The sequence below is a fragment of the Nocardia sp. CDC160 genome (assembly GCF_035818795.1).
In the GTDB taxonomy this organism is placed as follows: domain Bacteria; phylum Actinomycetota; class Actinomycetes; order Mycobacteriales; family Mycobacteriaceae; genus Nocardia.
Genome location: NZ_JAYKYT010000001.1, coordinates 1599785 through 1617680 on the forward strand (window position 1 = coordinate 1599785; position 17896 = coordinate 1617680).

Annotated in this window: 13 protein-coding genes; 5 read left to right on the plus strand and 8 right to left on the minus strand. The window is 69.7% G+C overall.

Annotated elements, in window-relative coordinates; all coding sequences use genetic code 11:
• Window positions 1–7: 7 nt before the first annotated feature.
• Window positions 8–1135: a DUF3068 domain-containing protein gene (locus tag VMT40_RS07145; RefSeq protein WP_326357109.1), complete on the minus strand. Its 1128-nt coding sequence runs from the start codon at window positions 1133–1135 to the stop codon at window positions 8–10.
• 187 nt (window positions 1136–1322) lie between these two features.
• On the opposite strand from VMT40_RS07145, the gene VMT40_RS07150 reads away from it, so the two are divergent.
• On the plus strand, window positions 1323–2477 hold the full coding sequence (locus VMT40_RS07150) for an acyltransferase family protein (protein ID WP_326357110.1): 1155 nt from the start codon (window positions 1323–1325) through the stop codon (window positions 2475–2477).
• A gap of 35 nt (window positions 2478–2512) precedes the next feature.
• On the opposite strand, the gene VMT40_RS07155 is transcribed toward VMT40_RS07150, so the two are convergent.
• From VMT40_RS07155 to VMT40_RS07170, 4 genes are all read right to left on the minus strand, one after another.
• A complete protein-coding gene (locus VMT40_RS07155; RefSeq protein WP_326357233.1) occupies window positions 2513–6694 on the minus strand; it encodes an alpha-(1->3)-arabinofuranosyltransferase in 4182 nt (1393 codons plus the stop codon).
• A gap of 109 nt (window positions 6695–6803) precedes the next feature.
• The gene (locus VMT40_RS07160; RefSeq protein WP_326357111.1) at window positions 6804–6974 is read right to left on the minus strand and encodes a DUF2613 domain-containing protein; all 171 of its coding nucleotides are present in this window, start codon (window positions 6972–6974) and stop codon (window positions 6804–6806) included.
• Between the two features lie 209 nt (window positions 6975–7183).
• The gene (locus tag VMT40_RS07165) at window positions 7184–8275 is read right to left on the minus strand and encodes an isochorismate synthase (RefSeq protein WP_326357112.1); all 1092 of its coding nucleotides are present in this window, start codon (window positions 8273–8275) and stop codon (window positions 7184–7186) included.
• A gap of 137 nt (window positions 8276–8412) precedes the next feature.
• Entirely contained in the window at window positions 8413–8901 is a 489-nt protein-coding gene (locus VMT40_RS07170) for a universal stress protein (RefSeq protein ID WP_326357113.1), read from the minus strand.
• Window positions 8902–9116: 215 nt separating this feature from the next.
• On the opposite strand from VMT40_RS07170, the gene VMT40_RS07175 reads away from it, so the two are divergent.
• A complete protein-coding gene (locus VMT40_RS07175) occupies window positions 9117–9557 on the plus strand; it encodes a hypothetical protein (protein WP_326357114.1) in 441 nt (146 codons plus the stop codon).
• On the plus strand, window positions 9554–10894 hold the full coding sequence (locus tag VMT40_RS07180) for an ADP-ribosylglycohydrolase family protein (RefSeq protein ID WP_326357115.1): 1341 nt from the start codon (window positions 9554–9556) through the stop codon (window positions 10892–10894). Before VMT40_RS07175 ends, VMT40_RS07180 begins: the two co-directional genes overlap by 4 nt.
• A 107-nt stretch (window positions 10895–11001) precedes the next feature.
• Here the strand turns inward: VMT40_RS07180 and VMT40_RS07185 are convergent, their stop codons facing one another.
• Window positions 11002–12324, minus strand: a complete 1323-nt coding sequence (locus tag VMT40_RS07185; RefSeq protein ID WP_326357116.1) for an acetyl-CoA C-acetyltransferase — start codon at window positions 12322–12324, stop codon at window positions 11002–11004.
• A 174-nt stretch (window positions 12325–12498) separates the two neighbouring features.
• Here VMT40_RS07185 and VMT40_RS07190 point away from each other — a divergent pair, with 174 nt between their 5' ends.
• Together VMT40_RS07190 and VMT40_RS07195 are read left to right on the plus strand one after the other, a co-directional pair.
• The gene (locus VMT40_RS07190) at window positions 12499–13857 is read left to right on the plus strand and encodes a 3-oxoacyl-ACP reductase (protein ID WP_326357117.1); all 1359 of its coding nucleotides are present in this window, start codon (window positions 12499–12501) and stop codon (window positions 13855–13857) included.
• Window positions 13854–14723 carry a MaoC family dehydratase gene (locus VMT40_RS07195; RefSeq protein ID WP_326357118.1) on the plus strand — a complete coding sequence of 290 codons (870 nt, stop codon included), beginning with the start codon at window positions 13854–13856 and terminating at the stop codon, window positions 14721–14723. The genes VMT40_RS07190 and VMT40_RS07195 overlap by 4 nt, the downstream gene beginning before the upstream one ends.
• Window positions 14724–14881: 158 nt before the next feature.
• On the opposite strand, the gene VMT40_RS07200 is transcribed toward VMT40_RS07195, so the two are convergent.
• Window positions 14882–16483: an FAD-dependent monooxygenase gene (locus VMT40_RS07200; RefSeq protein ID WP_326357119.1), complete on the minus strand. Its 1602-nt coding sequence runs from the start codon at window positions 16481–16483 to the stop codon at window positions 14882–14884.
• 87 nt (window positions 16484–16570) lie between these two features.
• Entirely contained in the window at window positions 16571–17869 is a 1299-nt protein-coding gene (locus tag VMT40_RS07205; RefSeq protein WP_326357120.1) for a DUF5685 family protein, read from the minus strand.
• Window positions 17870–17896: the final 27 nt, after the last annotated feature.

Here is a 17896-nt window from a genome sequence, read left to right on the forward strand (position 1 = left end):
GCTACGGCTACTTGTTCATATCGATCTGCTGGGTCGGCGGGTCGAAGCCGGGGCCGCCGGACGGGGCCGGGTTGGAGCGACGGATCACGGTGGGGCCATCGTCGTTCTTGCCCAGGACGCCGAACAGAATGCCGAGGATCAGCAGGACCAGGCCCGCGATGCCGAGGATGATCGGCAGGATGCGGCCGTACAGCGACAGCTTGTCCATATTGTCCTTGGCGACCGAGATCTGCGACTCGATGGTGTTCTCGTCGAAGACCAGGGTCGACTTCAGCGCGGTCACCTCGGGCTTGTCACCGCTGCGGGCGTAGAACAGGTGAATCTGCTCCTGGCCCTTGATCACCGTGCCGGTCTCCGGCTCGACCCACAGGTCGCGCACATTCGTGTAGTAGCGCGCCATGGTGACATCGCCGTCGCCGTCGACGCCCCACTTGGCGGCGGGCAGGGTCAGCTTGTTGGTCGGCGAGTTGGCGACGGTGGAGAGATCGGTGACCGGGACGGTCATCTGGAAGTGGTAGACCTTCAGATTGTTGATCTCGGTCTCTTCGACGTAGTTGATGTCGAAGCTCTTGCGCACGTTCAGGTCGAAGTACGGGTAGGTCTTCTTGTCCGTCCCGATGGGGAAGCGGTACTGGAGTCCGGTGTGCTGCACCGGATCCATGACGCTGTCGCCCTTCTTGTCGACCGTCACCGCGATCGCGCCGTTCGGTCCGCCGTCCACCGATTCGACCGGCTCGCCGGTCTTGCGGTCGATGGTGACCCGGTCGATGGTCGCGGTGAGCAGGCCGGTGTCGCCCTGCTTATCGGTGCGGCGCAGGGTCTGACCGGCCTGAATGGTCATTTCCGAAGCGTTGGCGGGGTTTTCGACGGTGAGGAAACGCTGCGAGACGAGGGGAACGTTCTGATCCACCTTCGCCGATCCGGAGGGCGAGGTCAGCGACTTGGCGTCGAGGACTTCGCTGGGCGCCCCGGTCTGCGGGTTGGTCGCGACGGTCGTGATCTCCAGGTCCAGCGGCGTCTTCGCGAGGCGGCTGATCGTATAGGTGGGGATCATGATCGCGGCGACGAGCAGCATCGCACCGAGCCCCACGAGTACGCAGGCCACCGTCCTTCTGGTACCGGCACTGAGTGCCATGCAGGTTCTCCTCGTCGTCGAACACGTGTTTCTTCGCGCACTGCGGTCGCCGCGCAGCACTCGTGAGCCCAGACACTAACAGTCCGAGCGGTCGCAGAGTGCGGCCGAGTCAGGAAAACACCCCGAAAATCCCCCAAGTCAAACGGGGAATGCTCACATAAATGCCGACAGGGCACACTGATACGCGATGACCACGACCCTCGATCCCGCGGCGACACAGGTTCCGGCCGAGGTGCCCGCCGAATTTCGGCTCGGGCGCTTCGTTCCGGCGCTGGAGGGCATGCGCGCGTTGGCGGCCTTGGGTGTCGTGCTCACCCACGTCGCCTTTCAGACCGGCGCGACCGGGCAGCCGCTGCTGGGTCGGGTGTGGGAGCGATTCGATATGGCGGTCGCGGTGTTCTTCGCGCTGTCCGGGTTTCTGCTGTGGCGGCCGCACGCGCTCGCGGCCCGGGGGCAGGGGAGCGCGCCGAGTGCCGGGCGGTATCTGCTGCATCGCGCGGCCCGCATTCTGCCCGCCTACTGGGTGGTCGTGTGCGCGGTGCTGATCCTGTTGCCCAGCGCCGCGCATACGGCCGGAGTGCGGGTATGGCTGTCGAATCTCGGCCTGCTGCAAGTATTTGTGCCGTTCACATTGACCGACGGGCTCACCCAGATGTGGAGTCTGTCGGTGGAAGTGGCGTTCTACCTGGTACTTCCGCTACTCGCCGGGGTGCTGGTGTGGTTGCGGGGACGGCGCGCGCGGTTCCGGGTCCCGGTGGTGGTGGGCCTCGGACTGCTGTGCCTGGCCTGGAACTTCCTGCCCGTTCCCACACCCGAGGGCATTCACGCCGACAACTGGCTGCCCGGATACCTGCCGTGGTTCGCGGTGGGCATGCTGCTGGCCGAACTCGCGGACCTGCCCGCACCGCGCTGGCGGCGAATCGCGGGGGACTACCGGGTGATGTGGCCGCTGGCGGCGGTGGCAATGCTGTTGGCGGCCACCGATCTCGCGGGTCCGCCCGGTCTGAAGCACGGCCAGCCGTGGCAATACGTGATGAAGATGGCGCTCGGCGCGATCATCGGCTTCGGACTGCTGGCCCCGCTGGTGCTGCGGCCGGATCGGCGGCACCGCCTGCTGTCCGGGCGTGTCGCCGCCACCCTCGGACGCTGGTCCTACGGCATCTTCATCTGGCATCTGGCGGTGTTGTCGATCATCTTCCCCGTGTTCGGCATCGTGCCGTTCCGCGGGCACTTCGTCATCGTCTACCTGTTGACCGTCGCCTTCACGCTGCCCTTGGCCGCCGCGAGTTACGCACTCGTCGAAGAGCCGATCCGGCAGTGGACCCGCCGCCGCTTCGGCTGAGCGCGAGCGAGATTTCCGCTGAGCGGCAGCGGGATTCAGCGCCGGGGCGGGAGCGCCGCGATACCGACCGCGATCACCGCGACCAGGGCCGGGAACTGCACCCACGGCGAACCGCCGACATAGCCCTCGAACGAACGCCACGGACCGGTCGACAATGCCGCCGCGCAAATGGCCGTGCCACCGCCCGCGAGGGCGACCAGCGCACGCGGCCACCAGCGCGGCGACAGGTGGTCGCCGATCAGGCCGACCAGCGTGATCACCAGGGCGACCGGCCCCGCGATGAGTCCGGCCCCGGCGGCCAGGCCCAGACCCGCCACCGCGCGACCGCGCCACGCCCGCGGGGCGGGACCGTCGTCCCGGACCGGCGCGCGCGCACCCCGGAAGGCCAGTGCCACAAGGGGAATCAGCAGCAGAAGGCCGCCGAAAATGGCCAGGCGATACCAGCGATCGGTGGGGAACGCGACGGTGATCGGCCCCTGTGTGCCCGCCGGGACCAGCCAGGCCTGCTGCCAGCCATTGATCACCACGGGTTTCAAGGTGTGACCGTCGGCGGTGCGGGCCTGCCAGCCCACATTGGTGCTGAGGGGCAGGACGAGCACCTGCGTGCCCGCCGTGCCCGTGGGTTCGGCGACCGGAGGCAGCGCCGGGGTCCGGTTCAAGCGCAGTTCGTCGACGGTGAACAGATCGGTCGGCGCGACCGCGACATCCACACGCCCGGAAGGGAATTCGAAGCCGGACTCGGTACCGGTCGAGCCGGGAGGGGAGTCGTCCACCGCGCACACCGTCGCGGGCAGCGGTGCGCCGGACAGCAATTCGGCGGCGGTGCCGGTGACCGTCGTGTGCAGGGTGCGGCCCGCGGCGGCAATGGTGGGCCCGTGCGCGCAGTCGATGGTGAGCTGTCGATTCGGGTCGGCCGGGGCCGGATAGTCGGGACCCAGCACGTTCACCTCGGCCAGCCCCGGCGGCTGCTCCTGCGCGAAACCCAGTGCGGTGCGGTCGAGTACGCCATCCCAGGTCTGAATGCTGATCTCGATCCGATCGGTGACCCGGGGATGCAGGTCGATGCGGGTGGCCACGCCGGAGTCCGGATTCACCGCGCGCACCTGCGGGCCGTCGCCGAGATTCACCGAGACCGAGGTCGGGTGGGCGGGCAGATCACCGCGCGAGGGCGCGACCTCGAGCCCGGTCACCAGGGTCGGGGCCGGAAGTTCGATGGTGAGCGTGGGTTTCGCGCCCGCCGGGTTGCGCACGGTCGTCTCCGGCGCGGTCCAGCTGGTGCGCGGGTCGCCGTCGGTGGCGGCGAAGGCGGAGCCGCGCGGGTCGGCCACATCGGCCTGGCCGCGCGCGATCGGCCGGTCCGGATCGGTGAGCAGGGCCTCCAGCGCCGGTCCGGGGCGGGTGTGCACGATCAGGTCCGGGGTTACCGAGATCGGTTGCGGCACCTGCAGGGTGCGCTCGAACAGGCCGGGCTCCTCGGCGGCCAAGGCGAGGCCCTTGCTGCAGCGGACCCGGTCGGGAGAGTCGAAACAGGCGCTGCGGCCGGGGAATTCCTGTCCCAGGTCCCAACCCCGTACGGGCGCACCGGCGGGCGCGGGCGGGAGCACGGTGCGGTGGCGGATGTCCACGGGCACCGGGTTCTCGCGGTCGGCGTAGTCGTCCAGGGTCAGCTCACTGATGCCGAATTGTCCACCGGCACTGCCGTCCTCGGTGTTCATGGCCGTGATCTTGATCCAGTCGGTGCGGCCGGGCGGCAGCGAGATCGGCACCGGTGTACCGGGTTCGGTGATGCGCGCGGCCACCGTGCCCTTGGCGGTCTCCACCTCGACCCACTTCACCGGGCTGCCGATGGCGGCCGCGCTGGTGGTGAGCCGCAGCACCGCGGTGCTGACCGGCTTGTCGAGATCCAGCCGAAGCCATTGGCCCACGGCGTGTTCCGCGCCATTGCTGATCCAGGCGGTGGCCGGGTCGCCGTCCACCACGGCGGCGGTGGAGCTGCCGGGTGCGGCCCCGCCGAGCTGGGTCGCGTCACCGGCGGAACTGGAGGCGGTAATGGTCGCGCCGGACCATTCGCCCTCGACGAGTTGCGCGCCGTACACGGGGTAGTCGGGTACCAGGTTGTGGGTGCGGCGGGCGTCGTTCGGCGCGCGCAGGGCCGAGTTGTGGTTGTCCACGCGGCCGAAGTCGGACTCGCGGTCCATGGGGGTGTCGGTGATGGTGACACCGTCCATGGGCAGTCCGGCGGTGGCGGCGTCCGAGGCCAGCATGGTCGGCCCGGCGGGTGTCGCGGGATCGCGCCGCAACCGTTCCACGACCTCGGGTCCACCCTGGACGACCGGGATGCTGTCCAGCGGTACGGTGACCGCGCCCGGGAACGAATTCGGTGCGCCGACACCGCTGTGCACCTGGGTGGGTGTGCCGGGCACCGTCGGCTCGACGCGGTAGATCTCGATGGCCGGGTAGTCGGGGCGCAGATCCCCGTCCGCCACCAGGCCTTCCACCTTCCCGGTCTCGACCGGCTCGCCGAATTCGGCGACCTTCGTCAGACCCGGCGAGCCTTCGATCGTGCGATGGGCGAGCATCGGCCGGGTCGAGCGCGAGGTCTCCGGGTCGAGATCATTGCGCAGCACCAGGATTCCAATGCCCTGCCCGGCCAGCGTGGCCGCCAGCCCCGTCGACGGTCGCCCGTCGGCAATGAGCCGCTGCACCGAGTCCATGGCGCGAATCGCGCCGGGCGGATTGAGCGGCACCGCGTCTCGCACCGCCCACGGGGTGCTGGCCAGCGCCTGCAGTGGCTCGTCGCGGGTGAGGCCCCATACCTGACTGCCGAAGGGCGCGCCCGGCACCACCAGGGCGCGGGTATCGGAAGCGTTGTGCGCCAGCCAGTCCGCCGTCTGCTGCCAATACCCCGGCACCCGGTCGTAGCTGCCGCGCGGTGCGAGCTTGCCGGTCCAGGCCAGCGAGGTGGACAGCGCCAGCGCGGTCAGGATCAGCGCGCCGACCGCGACCATCCGGTCGCGTTCGGGATGCGCGAAGGCCCTGCGCCACACCGGCATCGGCACCGAACCCGGCAGCGGCACCCGGCGCAGCAGATGGGCGAGACCGAGCACCAGCGGCAGCCGGATGAGGGGTTCCAGCTTGTGCACATTGCGCAGCGGCGCGCCGCCGGAGTCGAGGAATATTCGCACCTGTTCGGCGAACGGGCCGCCCAGCGCACCGGCGTAGCCCGCGCAGATGCCGACCAGGCCGACCAGCAGGATGAGCGCGAGGCGTCCCCGAAACGGATTGGATCCCATGGCCAGCCCGGCCATTCCGGCGGCCGCCAGCAGTCCGGTGGCCAGCACCGCGGCGGGCTGGGTCACCAGCACCGCGCCCGCGATGCGCTCCGGGGACACGAACGGCGTCCAACTGTCGGTGCCGCGCAGCACTTCTCCGAGCGAGGCCCACTGGGTGGTCACCCCGGAGGACTCGATGTAGTCCAGGAACGGCGGACTCACCTTGCCCAGCAACAGCAGTGGCACCACCCACCAGAAGGTGCCCAGCACCAGCAGGGGGATCCAGGCGCGGGTGAAGCGCCACCACGTGCGATTCGGCTTGTAGGAGAGCCACCACAGCGCCGCGGGCAGGAAGGCGGCGGCCGTGGCGACCGCGTTCACCGAACCCATCAGCGCCAGCGCGAGCGCGCTGCCCGCAGGTGTTGCCCAGCCGCGCCGGGCGGGCGGATCGGTGGTCGGGCGTTTCATGGCCACGCCCAGCGCGGCGGGCGCGAGCAGCACCCACGGCGCGAGCATCATCGGCAGCGTCTCCGAGGAGATCGAGCCGAGCGTGGTGAGTACCCGGGGCGAGAGCGCGAACGCGATCGCGGCGACCACCCGGGAACCGCGACTGCCCAGGCCGAGTACCTCACAGAGCCGGATGATGCCCCAGAATCCGGCGAGCAACAGCAGTGCCCACCAGATGCGCTGGGTCACCCACCCCGGCAGGCCGAGGATGTGCCCGAGCGAGAAGAACGCGCCGTGCGGAAAGAAGTAGCCGTAGGCCTGGTTCTGCACCTGCCCCATCGGGGCCTGGCTGCTCCACAGATGCGAAGCGCGGGAGAGGAAGCCGAGCGGATTCTGCGCCAGATCGTATTTCGTATCGGCGACGGTTTGCCCGGGTGCCTGCAGAAAGGTCAGCAGGAAGGCGGCGATGACGCTGCCGAGCAGCCAGCGACGGCCCAGCGGTGTGGTGTTCGGTGACCGGTCCTCGCCCGGACCGGTCGCGGCAGACTGCGCGTCCTCGGGGTGAGACCGCGCGTCCTCGGGGTGGCCTGGTTCGGAGGTCAGCCGGTCAGCGCGAGCCGTACTCAACGTTGTTCAATAGCGACGACGAGGCGTCGCCACTGCGGTCGATGTCGGGCCGCTTGTCCTGCGCAGCCGCCATCGTGATGACCAGGACCGCCGCCAGCCCGACCAAGGCCCCACCGACAGCACTCGCTGCACCAGGAACGGCAAACTTCATCGCGGTACTCCCAACATCGGCCCATGCGTACAACTCGAGCCAACCTAGCAGACGGCGGTGTTCCGGATGCCAAGGCGACAACTGATTTCGTAGCGGTGGGGGTAACTCGTCGGGGACGTCCAAAATCGGTTCGGCTCCCGACCGTCGGCACGCGTGCTCGACGCCAACGGCTCTCAGCCGTGCGCTGAAGGCGCGGGGAGGCGGGGGAGCTACTCGGGGATCTCGCAGTCGAAGCCGCCGAGGAAGGTGCGGAGTTTGGCGGTGGTTTCTTGGAGTTCCGTCTGCGGATCGGAGGCCGCGACGATGCCGCCGCCGCCGAAGGCGCGCAGTGTGCGGGCGTCGGCGGAGAGTTCGGCACAGCGAATGGCTACGTACCAGTTGCCGTCGCCGGAGGCGTCGCACCAGCCGACCGCGCCGCCGTAGAAGCCGCGATCGCCCTCGAGGTCGGCGATGGCGTCGAGGGCCAGATCGGTCGGGGTGCCGCAGACGGCCGGGGTGGGGTGCAGCAGCACGGCCAGGTCGAGTGCCGTGGTGGTCGGATCGCGGAGTTCGCCGCGAATGGGGGTGGCCAGGTGCCAGACCTGCGGGGTGGCGAGCAGTTCCGGGCCGTCGGGGATGGTGAGCTCGGTGCAGACCGGGGTCAGCAGCTCGCGGATCCAGTCGATGACGAAGGCGTGCTCATCGCGATTCTTGGTGCTGGCCAGCAAATCTCGGGCGCGGGCCGCGTCCGCCGCCGGATCGGCCAGCCGCGGCATGGTCCCGGCCAGCGGCCGCAGGGTCACCGTGCGCCCCTGGCGCGAGACGAGCACCTCGGGCGTCGCGCCGAGCAGGGTGTCGCCCGGCCGCCCGGCGGGGGACAGGTCCACCGCGTAGACGGCGGCGCGGGGATGGCGGGTCACCAGGTGCGCGGCAATGACCTCGGCCGCCAGCGGCGCGTCGGCCGCGGCCACCAGCGAGCGGGCCGCGACCACCTTGCGCAGCGGCTGGCCCGGATCGCCCAACTGCTCCACCAGTTTCGTGACCCGTGCGACATGCTCTGCGGCACTGGGAATTTCGGAGATCACCCGGACCTCGGGCAGCTCCGGCAGGGCCGCGGGCCGCCACGGACCGGCGGTGTGCACGGCCTCCTCGGGCGCGACCAGCGCGGCGGGTCGACGCGGATCGAAGGCCAGCGCCCCGACGATCAGCTCGGCCGCGCCGGACCGCAGCGCCGCCGCGGCGGCCGCCGCCGAATCGAAGGCGGCGCGGCTGCCGGAGGCGCGGACGACACCCTCCGGCGTCGCGAGCAGAAATCCGTCCATGATGCTTCGACCATAGCCCTGCGGCCGGGCGCGCGGCGCCGGGGAGCGACGCATCTCTCACCTGGTCGCGGGCGTGTTGCCAGGGATCTTCCTGGGGCCCAGCACCTTTCCCGCAACGGGGTGTGGCGACCGGTCGGTCAGGCGTGTCCGGAGCCCGGCTCACGCCCCGGCGGCACCATGAGCACCGGCCGGTGGCAATGCTTGAGCACCGCGTCGGCCACGCTGGAATGCATGAGGGCGCGGATACCGGTGGCCCCGCGCGTGCCCGCCACGATGATGTCCACGTCCAGTTCGTCCGCCACCTCGACAATGGCGGTCCAGATGGTGGTGGTGCACTCCACCGTGCGCGCCTCGGCGTTCAGACCGGCCAGTTTGGCCAGCCGCACCCCTTCGGCATTGATATTCCTGGCGTCCACGAGGGCGACGTCCTCTATTTCGTCGTCGGTCATCCACTCGGGCTGCATCACCCCCGACAACCCCGACAGGCGAGCGGCCTGCCGCACCATCGGCTCCCACGCGGTCAGCACCACGGCGCGGTTCGCCGCCAGGAACCGGCCCGCGTATTCGACGGCCCGCCGAGCGTTCTCGGAGCCGTCGTAGGCGATCAGCATCAAATCGCAGGGCATGACGTACCTCCTGGTAGGAACGTCTGGCTGTACCCCCGAGGCTACCCCGGAAACCGACCGTTCAGCGGACTTGGCAACCACCGGCACGTCGCAAGTTCTCCACAGTTTGCGAACGATTCACCCAAAGCGGTGGTGTGAAGGGACATGCGGGTTTTCACTGAAGTTCGACATCGCCGTCGTTGGAGCTGGGCCCGAACGAGGGGTGGAATGTGCGGTTGGACGAGCTGACGACCCCGCAGGAGTGGGCACGTGTGTACCGCTCCCTGTTCGGTCTCCCCTACGTGCACGTGACCACACCCGGATTCGTGGTGCTACCGCTGGTCGACACCATCGCCGCCCTGAACACGCCGGAGTCGTTGGGTGCCTTGATCCTTGACGAACTGGTCGGGCGGGGTGTGCCCGGCCCGGTGCTGGTGCGCGACAAGCCGCCGCGGCGCACCTTCCTGGCGGTCTTCGACGGCTACCCGTCCGATCAATGCCTGGAACTGTTGGAGCGCAACAGCATCGACATCGGCCCGCACCGCAGCAATGTCATCCTGCCCACCGGATTCGGCCGCCACACCCACGAGGGCCGCTGGTGGGCGCGCGCACCCCAGCGCGACGAATCCCTGCCCCTACTCTCCGAGGTGGTCGCGGCCACCCAGGCGGTGTTGTGACCATAGAGTCGGCCTTCTTCGGCCACCACGAGGCCGACCCGCGCGCCCTGCTGTACTACGAATGGTGTCAACGCATCGAATCCGGTTACGCGGTCGACGATTTCGCCGAGGAGGTGCACGAGCTCACCCACACCGAGCATCCGGTCCCGGGGGCCTGCTGGCGACTTCTCGATCGCATCGAGCGGGCGCGCCGGATTCCGGACTGGCCGTACACCGAGTGGCGGGACGCACCGTGGAGCGCGAATCTGCCTGAAGCAGAGCTTGATTCGCCGCCGACAGTGTCGGATAGGGAACTGCTGGACCGCATTCACGGCGGCTGGCTGGGCCGCTGCGCCGGGTGCACCCTGGGCAAGCCGCTGGAGAACGGCTTCCTCTGGACACCCGAACGCATTCGCGCCTACCTCGAGCCCTACGACGCGTACCCGTTACGCGACTACGTGCCCGTGTCCGAGCCCATCCCGCCGGAGATCGCCAGCCGAAGGGATTGGCGCGCAGCGACTCTCGGTGGCATCGACGGCTGCCCCCGCGACGACGACATCGACTACACCATTCTCGGCCTGCACCTGCTCGAGCAGCACGGCCCGGACTTCACCGCCGACGATGTGGCCGCCCTCTGGCTCGAGCGCCTGCCGTTCCTGCAGACCTACACCGCCGAACGCGTGGCCTACCGCAACCTCATCGACGGCTACGCCCCACCCGACACCGCCACCTACCGAAACCCCTACCGCGAATGGATCGGCGCGCTCATCCGCGCCGACATCCACGGCTACACCCACCCGGGTCAACCCCGCCGCGCCGCCGTGGCCGCCGCCCGCGAGGCGTCGATCTCCCACGTGGGCAATGGTTTGTGGGCCGCCATGTGGTCGGCCGCTCTGGTCTCCGCCGCTTTCACCACCCCCGCGCCCGCCGACCTGCTGGCCATCGCCGAATCGGTCATCCCGGCCCGCTCCCGCCTCGCCGTGGCCCTGGCCGACGTGCGCGACGACCACCGCGGCGGGCGCTCCTGGGACGCGGCCGTGGCCGCCGTCCGGGCTCGCCACGACCGCTACAGCTGGGTCCACGCCATCGGCAACGCCTGCCTCATCGCCGCCGGATTGCTGTGGGGCGAGGGCGATTTCACGACAACCATCGCCCTCACCGTGCAGGGCGGCTGGGACACCGACTCCAATGGCGCGACCGCGGGCTCGGTAGCGGGCGTCCTCGCCGGAGCCTCGAACCTCCCCGCCCACTGGGTCGCGCCGTTCCACGACACCGTGCACAGCGCGGTATCGGGCTACGACGGCACCCGCATCTCCGATCTGGCCCACCGCACCCGAAACCTGGTCGTCCAGGGGTGAATACGACGAGGGCGGTACGGGTCAGGAGACCGGTACCGCCCTCGAATGGGATTTGGGAGCAAGGCCCCCATCCCCCAAGGGGTTTCAGGGGCGTAGCCCCCGGCGCGTCAGCGCTCGACGATCGCCACGACGCCCTGGCCGCCCGCGGCGCAGATGGAGACCAGCGCGCGGCCGCCACCCTTCTCCGCCAGCTGCTTGGCGGTCTGGGCGATGATGCGGCCGCCGGTGGCGGCGAACGGGTGGCCCGCGGCCAGCGAGGAGCCGTTCACGTTCAGCTTCGACCGGTCGATCTTGCCCAGCGCGCCGTCCAGGCCCAGGCGCTCCTTGCAGTACTGGTCCGACTCCCACGCCTGCAGGGTGGCAAGCACGACGGAGGCGAAGGCCTCGTGAATCTCGTAGTAGTCGAAATCCTGCAGCGTCAGGCCGTTTCGGGCCAGCAGGCGCGGCACCGCGTAGGTGGGGGCCATGAGCAGCCCGTCCGGACCGTGGATGTAATCCACCGCGGCCACCTCGGAGTCGACCAGGTAGGCCAGCGGCTGCAGGTTGCGCGAGGCCGCCCACTCCTCCGAGCCCAGCAGCACCGCGGACGCGCCGTCGGTGAGCGGGGTGGAGTTGCCCGCGGTCATGGTCGCGTCACCCAGCTTGACGCCGAAGACCGGCTTCAGGGTGGACAGCTTCTCGATGGTCGAGCCCGGGCGCAGGTTGTCGTCGCGGGTCAGACCCAGGAACGGGGTGATGAGATCGTCCATGAAGCCGCGGTCGTAGGCGGCGGCCATGTTCTTGTGCGAGAGGTAGGCCAGCTCGTCCTGTGCCTCGCGGGAGACGCCGAACTCCTTGGCGGTGATGGCGGCGTGCTCACCCATCGAAAGACCGGTGCGCGGTTCGGCATTGCGCGGGATCTCGATGCCGACCATCGAGGGGCGCAGGCGGCCGACCAGCTTCACGTAGTCGGAGTTCTTCTTGGCGCGGTTGGCGTCGAGCATCCACTCGCGCATGCCCTCGCTCACGCCGATCGGCGCGTCGGAGGTGGTGTCGGTGCCGCCGCCGACGCCGTTCTCGATGCGGCCCAAGGCGATTCCGTCGGCCACGGTGACGATGGACTGCAGGCCGGTGCCGCAGGCCAGCTGCAGATCGTGGGCCGGGGTGTAGGGCGAGAGGGTCGAGCCGAGCACGCTCTCGCGGATCATGCCGTGCTCGCCGACGCGCTTGAGCACCGCGCCGCCGACGACCATGCCCAGCCGCTCACCCTGCAGGCCGAAGCGGGCGACCAGCCCGTTCAGCGCCGCGGTGAACATGTCCTGGTTGGAGGCGTGGGCGTACTTGCCGTCCGAACGGGCGAACGGGATGCGGTTACCGCCGAGGATGGCAACCGGGCGCGCCTGCTTGGTGGTCTTGGCCGCGGCCTTCGCCGAACGGGCTTTGGTGGTCACTCGAGTCTCCAGTGTCTCGTCGGTGGAATTTCCGCCACGCGCTATCGCTCGGGACGCGCGTCACTCGGTTTACATTAAACTTACTCTGGAGTAAGTTCATTTGTCGACACCGAACCGCGCATGTGTGCGCAATACCGCTTTTGGCGGGCCGAAACCAAGGAGAAGGTAGGAAACGTGGCTGCCAGCAAGAGCAAGGGCGCTCCCAACCTGTACGGATCTTTCGTTCACTCCGCCCCCGGCGCGTTCCTGGCCAGCAAGCTCGGCCTGCCGCAGCCGGAGACGCTGCGCCGCTACAAGGCCTGTGAGCCCGCGCTCCCCGGCCCGGTTCTCGTGGGCGGCAAGGGGCGCGTCGCCGACGCGGTGCGGAACCTGCTGGGCGACTACACCTTTGTGGATTCGATCACCCCCGGCGTGAAGTTCGGCGCGCTCGTGTTCGACGCCACCGGCATCAAGACCATCGAGGAACTCGAGCAGCTGTTCCAGTTCTTCCAGCCCGCCATGCGCAGCATCGCCCCCTCCGGCCGCGTGCTGGTCATCGGCACCACCCCGGAACTGTCGGCGTCGGTCGACGAGCAGATCGCGCAGCGCGCGCTCGAGGGCTTCACCCGCTCGGTCGGCAAGGAGCTGCTGCGCGGCGCCACCGCCAACCTGGTCTACCTGCACCCCGAGGCCGCCACCGCCGCAACGGGTCTGGAGTCCACCCTGCGCTTCATCCTGTCCGGCAAGTCGGCCTTCGTCGACGGCCAGGTCTTCCGCGTCGGCAAGGACGATTCGACCGCCCCGTCCTCCTGGGACAAGCCGCTCGAGGGCAAGGTCGCCGTGGTCACCGGCGCCGCCCGCGGCATCGGCGCGACCATCGCCGAGGTCTTCGCCCGGGACGGCGCGACCGTGATCGTGGCCGACATCCCGGCCGCCGGTGAGGCGCTCTCGGAGACCGCCAACAAGGTCGGTGCGACCGCGCTCGCCCTCGACGTCACCGCTCCCGACGCCGCCGAGAAGCTGGCCGAGTTCGCCACCACCCGCTTCGGCGGCATCGACATCGTCGTGCACAACGCGGGCATCACCCGCGACAAGCTGCTCGCCAATATGGACGAGGGCCGCTGGAACTCGGTCATCGGCGTGAATCTGGCCGCGCCGCACCGCATTACCGAGGGCCTGGTGGCCAAGGGCGCGCTGAAGCAGGGCGGCCGTGTCATCGACGTGTCCTCCATCGCCGGTATCGCGGGCAACCGTGGCCAGACCAACTACGGCGCGTCCAAGGCCGGTGTCATCGGCATGGTGAACGCCGAGGCCCCGAAGCTGGCCGAGAAGGGCATCACCATCAACGCCGTGGCCCCCGGCTTCATCGAGACCGCCATGACCGCCGCCATCCCGCTGGGCACCCGCGAGGCCGGTCGCCTGCTGTCCTCGCTGCTGCAGGGCGGTCAGACCGTGGACGTCGCCGAGACCATCGCCTACTTCGCCTCCCCGGCCTCGAACGCGGTGTCGGGCAACATCATCCGCGTCTGCGGCCAGGCCCTGATCGGAGCATGATGTCGCAGACCATCAACCTCACCGAGGTGCCGAAGAACAGCGGCCTGTTCGTCAAGGCCGCCCTGGGCGCGCTGCCGGTGCCGGGACTGTCCAACCGCAAGTCCACGCTGCCGGACCGCACGGTGCGGCTCGAGGGCTTCAAGGCCGATCCCGATCACCTCGCCGCCTACTGCCGGGCCACCGGCCTGCGCTTCGGTGACGCACTGCCGCTGACCTATCCGTTCGTGCTCAGCTTCCCGCTGGCCATGCAGCTGGTCGTCGCCCGCGACTTCCCGTTCGTGGCGGTCGGCGCGGTGCACGCGGAGAACGTCATCGAGCGCACCCGCGAGATCTCGGTGTCCGAGCCGCTGGACTTCGAGACCCACATCGAGAACCTGCGCGAGCACCCCAAGGGCCTGCTGGTGGACGCCATCACCGAGGTCAGCGTGGGGCGGGAGCTGGTGTGGCGTCAGGTCACCACCTTCCTGCACCAGCAGCGCACCTCGCTGTCGGGCGGTCCCAAGCCCGAGCCCAAGCCCGACGAGGTGCCACCGCCGCCACTGCGGGCGCTGCGCGTCGATCAGAAGATGATCACCCGCTACGCCAATGCCTCCGGTGACCACAACCCGATCCACACCTCGGCGCTGGGCGCCAAGGCCTTCGGCTTCCCCAAGCCGATCGCGCACGGCATGTGGTCGGCCGCGACGGTGCTCGGGGCGATCGAGGGCCGCATTCCCGAAAAGGTCACCTACGCGGTGAAATTCGGCAAGCCGATCTTCCTGCCGTCCACGGTGAACCTGTACGCGGATCAGGTTTCCGGTGGGTGGGACATCTCCTTGAAGAACCCGAAGAAAGGCTTCCCGCACCTGACCGCTACGCTGCGCTGAACGTGGCTTACGCGTCACCCAGGGATTCGGGCGATACCGCCGCATAGGCGGTCCGCCCGACGGGGGTGAAGAGCCGCACATTGTTTCGCCTATATGGATGTCGCCACGCAGGGGTTTCTACATCCACCGAGACAGTGTGCGGCTCTTGTATTTCCGGGCTAGGCGAGGACGGCCCGCGCATTGCGGGCATCGGAGACCAATTCCAGCACCTCGCCCAGCCACGCCGGGGTGAGGCCCGAATCCGGCCCGGCGGCAATGTGGTGGTCCGGGCGGATCAGGAGCGCCTTGCCCTCGGCCAGGCCCGCCCGCTCGGCGCAGTCGGAGACGGGTAGGGCGTGCACTGCGATGTCGATGCCCGTGTCGCGCTGCGCCTTTGCCGCGGCTTCGCGCCAGGCACCGGCCGCACCGGCGATCAGCAGGGTGAAACCCGGGCCGCACAGGTCGAGGGTGGACAGGGTCCACGATCCGGCGTCGACCCACCAGTGCGGCAGGCGGGTTCCGGTCTGGCCGTGCAGGGCGGGCACGTGCGGCGACGAATCCGCGGTGTCGAGGACGGCCGACGAGGTGTAGCGGTAGCGGTTCATGACCGCCGACATGTCGAGCCTGCGGGCCAGATCCCCGGCATTGTCGGGTGTTGGGATGCCGTAGCGGGTCCGGAAATCGGTGCCCAGGCGTGATTGCTCGACCGCGACCTGTGCGCGCGGACGACGTTCGGCCGCATAGGAATCCAGCAGCGCCGGTCCGGCGGTGCCGCGCAGGGTCGCCGCCAGCTTCCAGACCAGGTTGTGGGCGTCGGCGACCCCGGTGTTGCCGCCGTAGCCACCCCACGGCGCGTGCCGGTGCGCGGCATCGCCGACCAGGAAGACGCGGTCGCGGCGGTACTCGTCGGCCACGAAAGCGCCGGTATCCCAGGCGCTTCGGGCCAGGATCTCCACCTCGAGGTCGGGCGCGCCGACCATGGTCCGGATGGCCGCGTACACGCGGTCGTCCGGCCAGTCTGCGGGTGATTCGAGCGCCGGGTCGTACTCGATGTGGAAGGACCATTCGTCGGTGTTGTTCTTGGTCAACACCAATCCGCGCACCTGCGGACCGGTGATCTCGCACTGGCTGAACCCGCGGCCATCGAGAATTCCGGTGAGATCGGTGCGGGCGAACACATTCAGATAGTGGTGGGTCGGCGGCAATTCGGTGCCGGTGATGCCCAGTGCCTGCCGGATCGGGCTGCCCGCGCCGTCGGCCGCGATCAGGTAGTCCGCCCGCAGCACCGAGCGCGCACCCGCGGCATCGCGCAGCACCGCGGTGACACCGTCGGCATCCTGCGCGAATTCCACCAGCTCCGTACCGAATCGGAGATCGCCGCCGCGTTCCCGGGCCGCCTCCGCCAGCACCGGTTCCAGCTGCACCTGCGGCACGAACACGAACTGCGCCGGACTCGGATCCGCGCCCGCCGCGATGCTCGCCCCGAACGCCGACAGATCCAAGGCCTCGGCCGTCCGCACCGACCCGCCGGTCCACGCCCCGCCGAACTTCCCGGCCTTCAACGCAGTAGCCGCGACCTCCAGAATCCGCGCCTCCAACCCGACCTGCCGGTACATCTCACCGGTCCGGGTATGCAGCCCGCGCGAGCGCGGCAGCGGCGACGGCGTGCCCCGCCGCTCCACCAAAACATAGGGAACACCGTGGTATTCGAGAAACAGCGCGGCCGACAACCCGACCAGACCGCCGCCGACCACCAGTACGGGAACATGTGCCGAAGTCATGCCGTAACACTGCGCGGCCCTACTTGCACACCCCTTGCACGGCGATCACACCAATCTTGCCGGGTGTTGCCAGCCCGTCCGGCGGCGTCAGCAGTCGCAACCGCAGTCGCAGCCCCCGCAGTCACAGCATCCACCGCAGCCGTCGCAGTCACAGCAATCGCAGTCGCAGCAGTCACTGCAATCGCAGTCGCAGCGGTTGATCCACGCGTCCTTGCGCTGGCCGCTGCACGGCCGGGTGTGCGTCGCGCAGCAGGCGTATCCGGTGCAGTACTGGGTGCAGAGGATGCCCAGTCCCTGGAGCAGGTTGGGGCCTTGCGGCGGTTCGGGTGGCTCGAGTCCCGGCTGCGGGGTGAACGGCGCGCCCGGCTGCCATGGCTGCTGGCCGTGCGCGGCCGGTGAGCGGCCGCCACCTTCGAACATGCCCGGCCGGGTCTCGACCAAATCGGTGACCACGCTCGATGGCGGGTCGGTCGCGCCAGCGGCAGTGGTCGCACCCCGTGTCCGGCAGGCTCCCGTCGCGCAGGTGTGGGCGATGCCCGCGGTGCGGCCGAGTTCGCGGACCACGCCGCGTAGGGGATCGAGCAGGCTCCAGCGGATGGTGGCGATTCGGTCCAGGGCGACGCGGGCGAGGGCGGCCCGCAGCAGCGAATTCGATTCGGCCACCAGGGAATGCGCCCGCTCGGGTGTGGTGCCGGTGGCGATCAGCGGGTTGAAGTGGCCCTGAGCGCGGTCCGCGTCGAGGTCTTCCAGGGCATCGGCGAGGTGGGCGATGCGGCCGAAGTGCCAACCGGCTTCGCGCAGGGCGTCGGTGTTTTCGGGGCGGTCGGCCAGAATCGCGGTGTGCGCGAACAACTCCGCAGCACACAGCTGCGTCGGTGCGGTCAGGTCGTCGAGCGTGCTCTCGGGCGAATTCTCCAGGCGCAGTTGGGATTCGATCGCGGTGATGAGCGGTTCGATATCGAGCCCGAGCGGCGCGGCCGAGGAGCGGGCCCTGGCCTGCCAACAATTCGAGACGCGGTTCAAGGGGCGGCGGGTCAGGCGCGCGGTCTCACCGTCGTCCATGTGGTCGCGAATCTTGGCCGCGGCCAACAGGAGTGAGGCGGTGGCGGCGAGCCGGACGCCCGGGGCATCGGCGGCGACCACCGAGGCGCGCCGCATGCCGCGCAGCGCGCAGGGCCCGGCCGCCGTCCGCGCCGCCGGGGTCGACTGCTGTGCCTCGGTGAGTATTTCGAGCACGATGGCATCGGTATTGGTGGCCGCGCGGGCCAGCTGACCGTGGCCGTCGCGCAGTCCCAGGCACAGTCCGCACAGATGGGTATGCCACGCCGACGGGTCGATACCGTGGCGCGCGGCGCTGTGCGCGCACGGCCTCAGCAAGCCGAACAACTACGTCCCCGTTCCCCGGTCGAATCG

Coding starts and splice junctions, on each gene's coding strand:
- VMT40_RS07145 (WP_326357109.1), bottom strand. CDS start 1,135: ATGGCACTCAGTGCCGGTACCAGAAGGACGGTGGCCTGCGTACTCGTG.
- VMT40_RS07150 (WP_326357110.1), top strand. CDS start 1,323: ATGACCACGACCCTCGATCCCGCGGCGACACAGGTTCCGGCCGAGGTG.
- VMT40_RS07160 (WP_326357111.1), bottom strand. CDS start 6,974: ATGAAGTTTGCCGTTCCTGGTGCAGCGAGTGCTGTCGGTGGGGCCTTG.
- VMT40_RS07165 (WP_326357112.1), bottom strand. CDS start 8,275: ATGGACGGATTTCTGCTCGCGACGCCGGAGGGTGTCGTCCGCGCCTCC.
- VMT40_RS07170 (WP_326357113.1), bottom strand. CDS start 8,901: ATGCCCTGCGATTTGATGCTGATCGCCTACGACGGCTCCGAGAACGCT.
- VMT40_RS07195 (WP_326357118.1), top strand. CDS start 13,854: ATGATGTCGCAGACCATCAACCTCACCGAGGTGCCGAAGAACAGCGGC.
- VMT40_RS07200 (WP_326357119.1), bottom strand. CDS start 16,483: ATGACTTCGGCACATGTTCCCGTACTGGTGGTCGGCGGCGGTCTGGTC.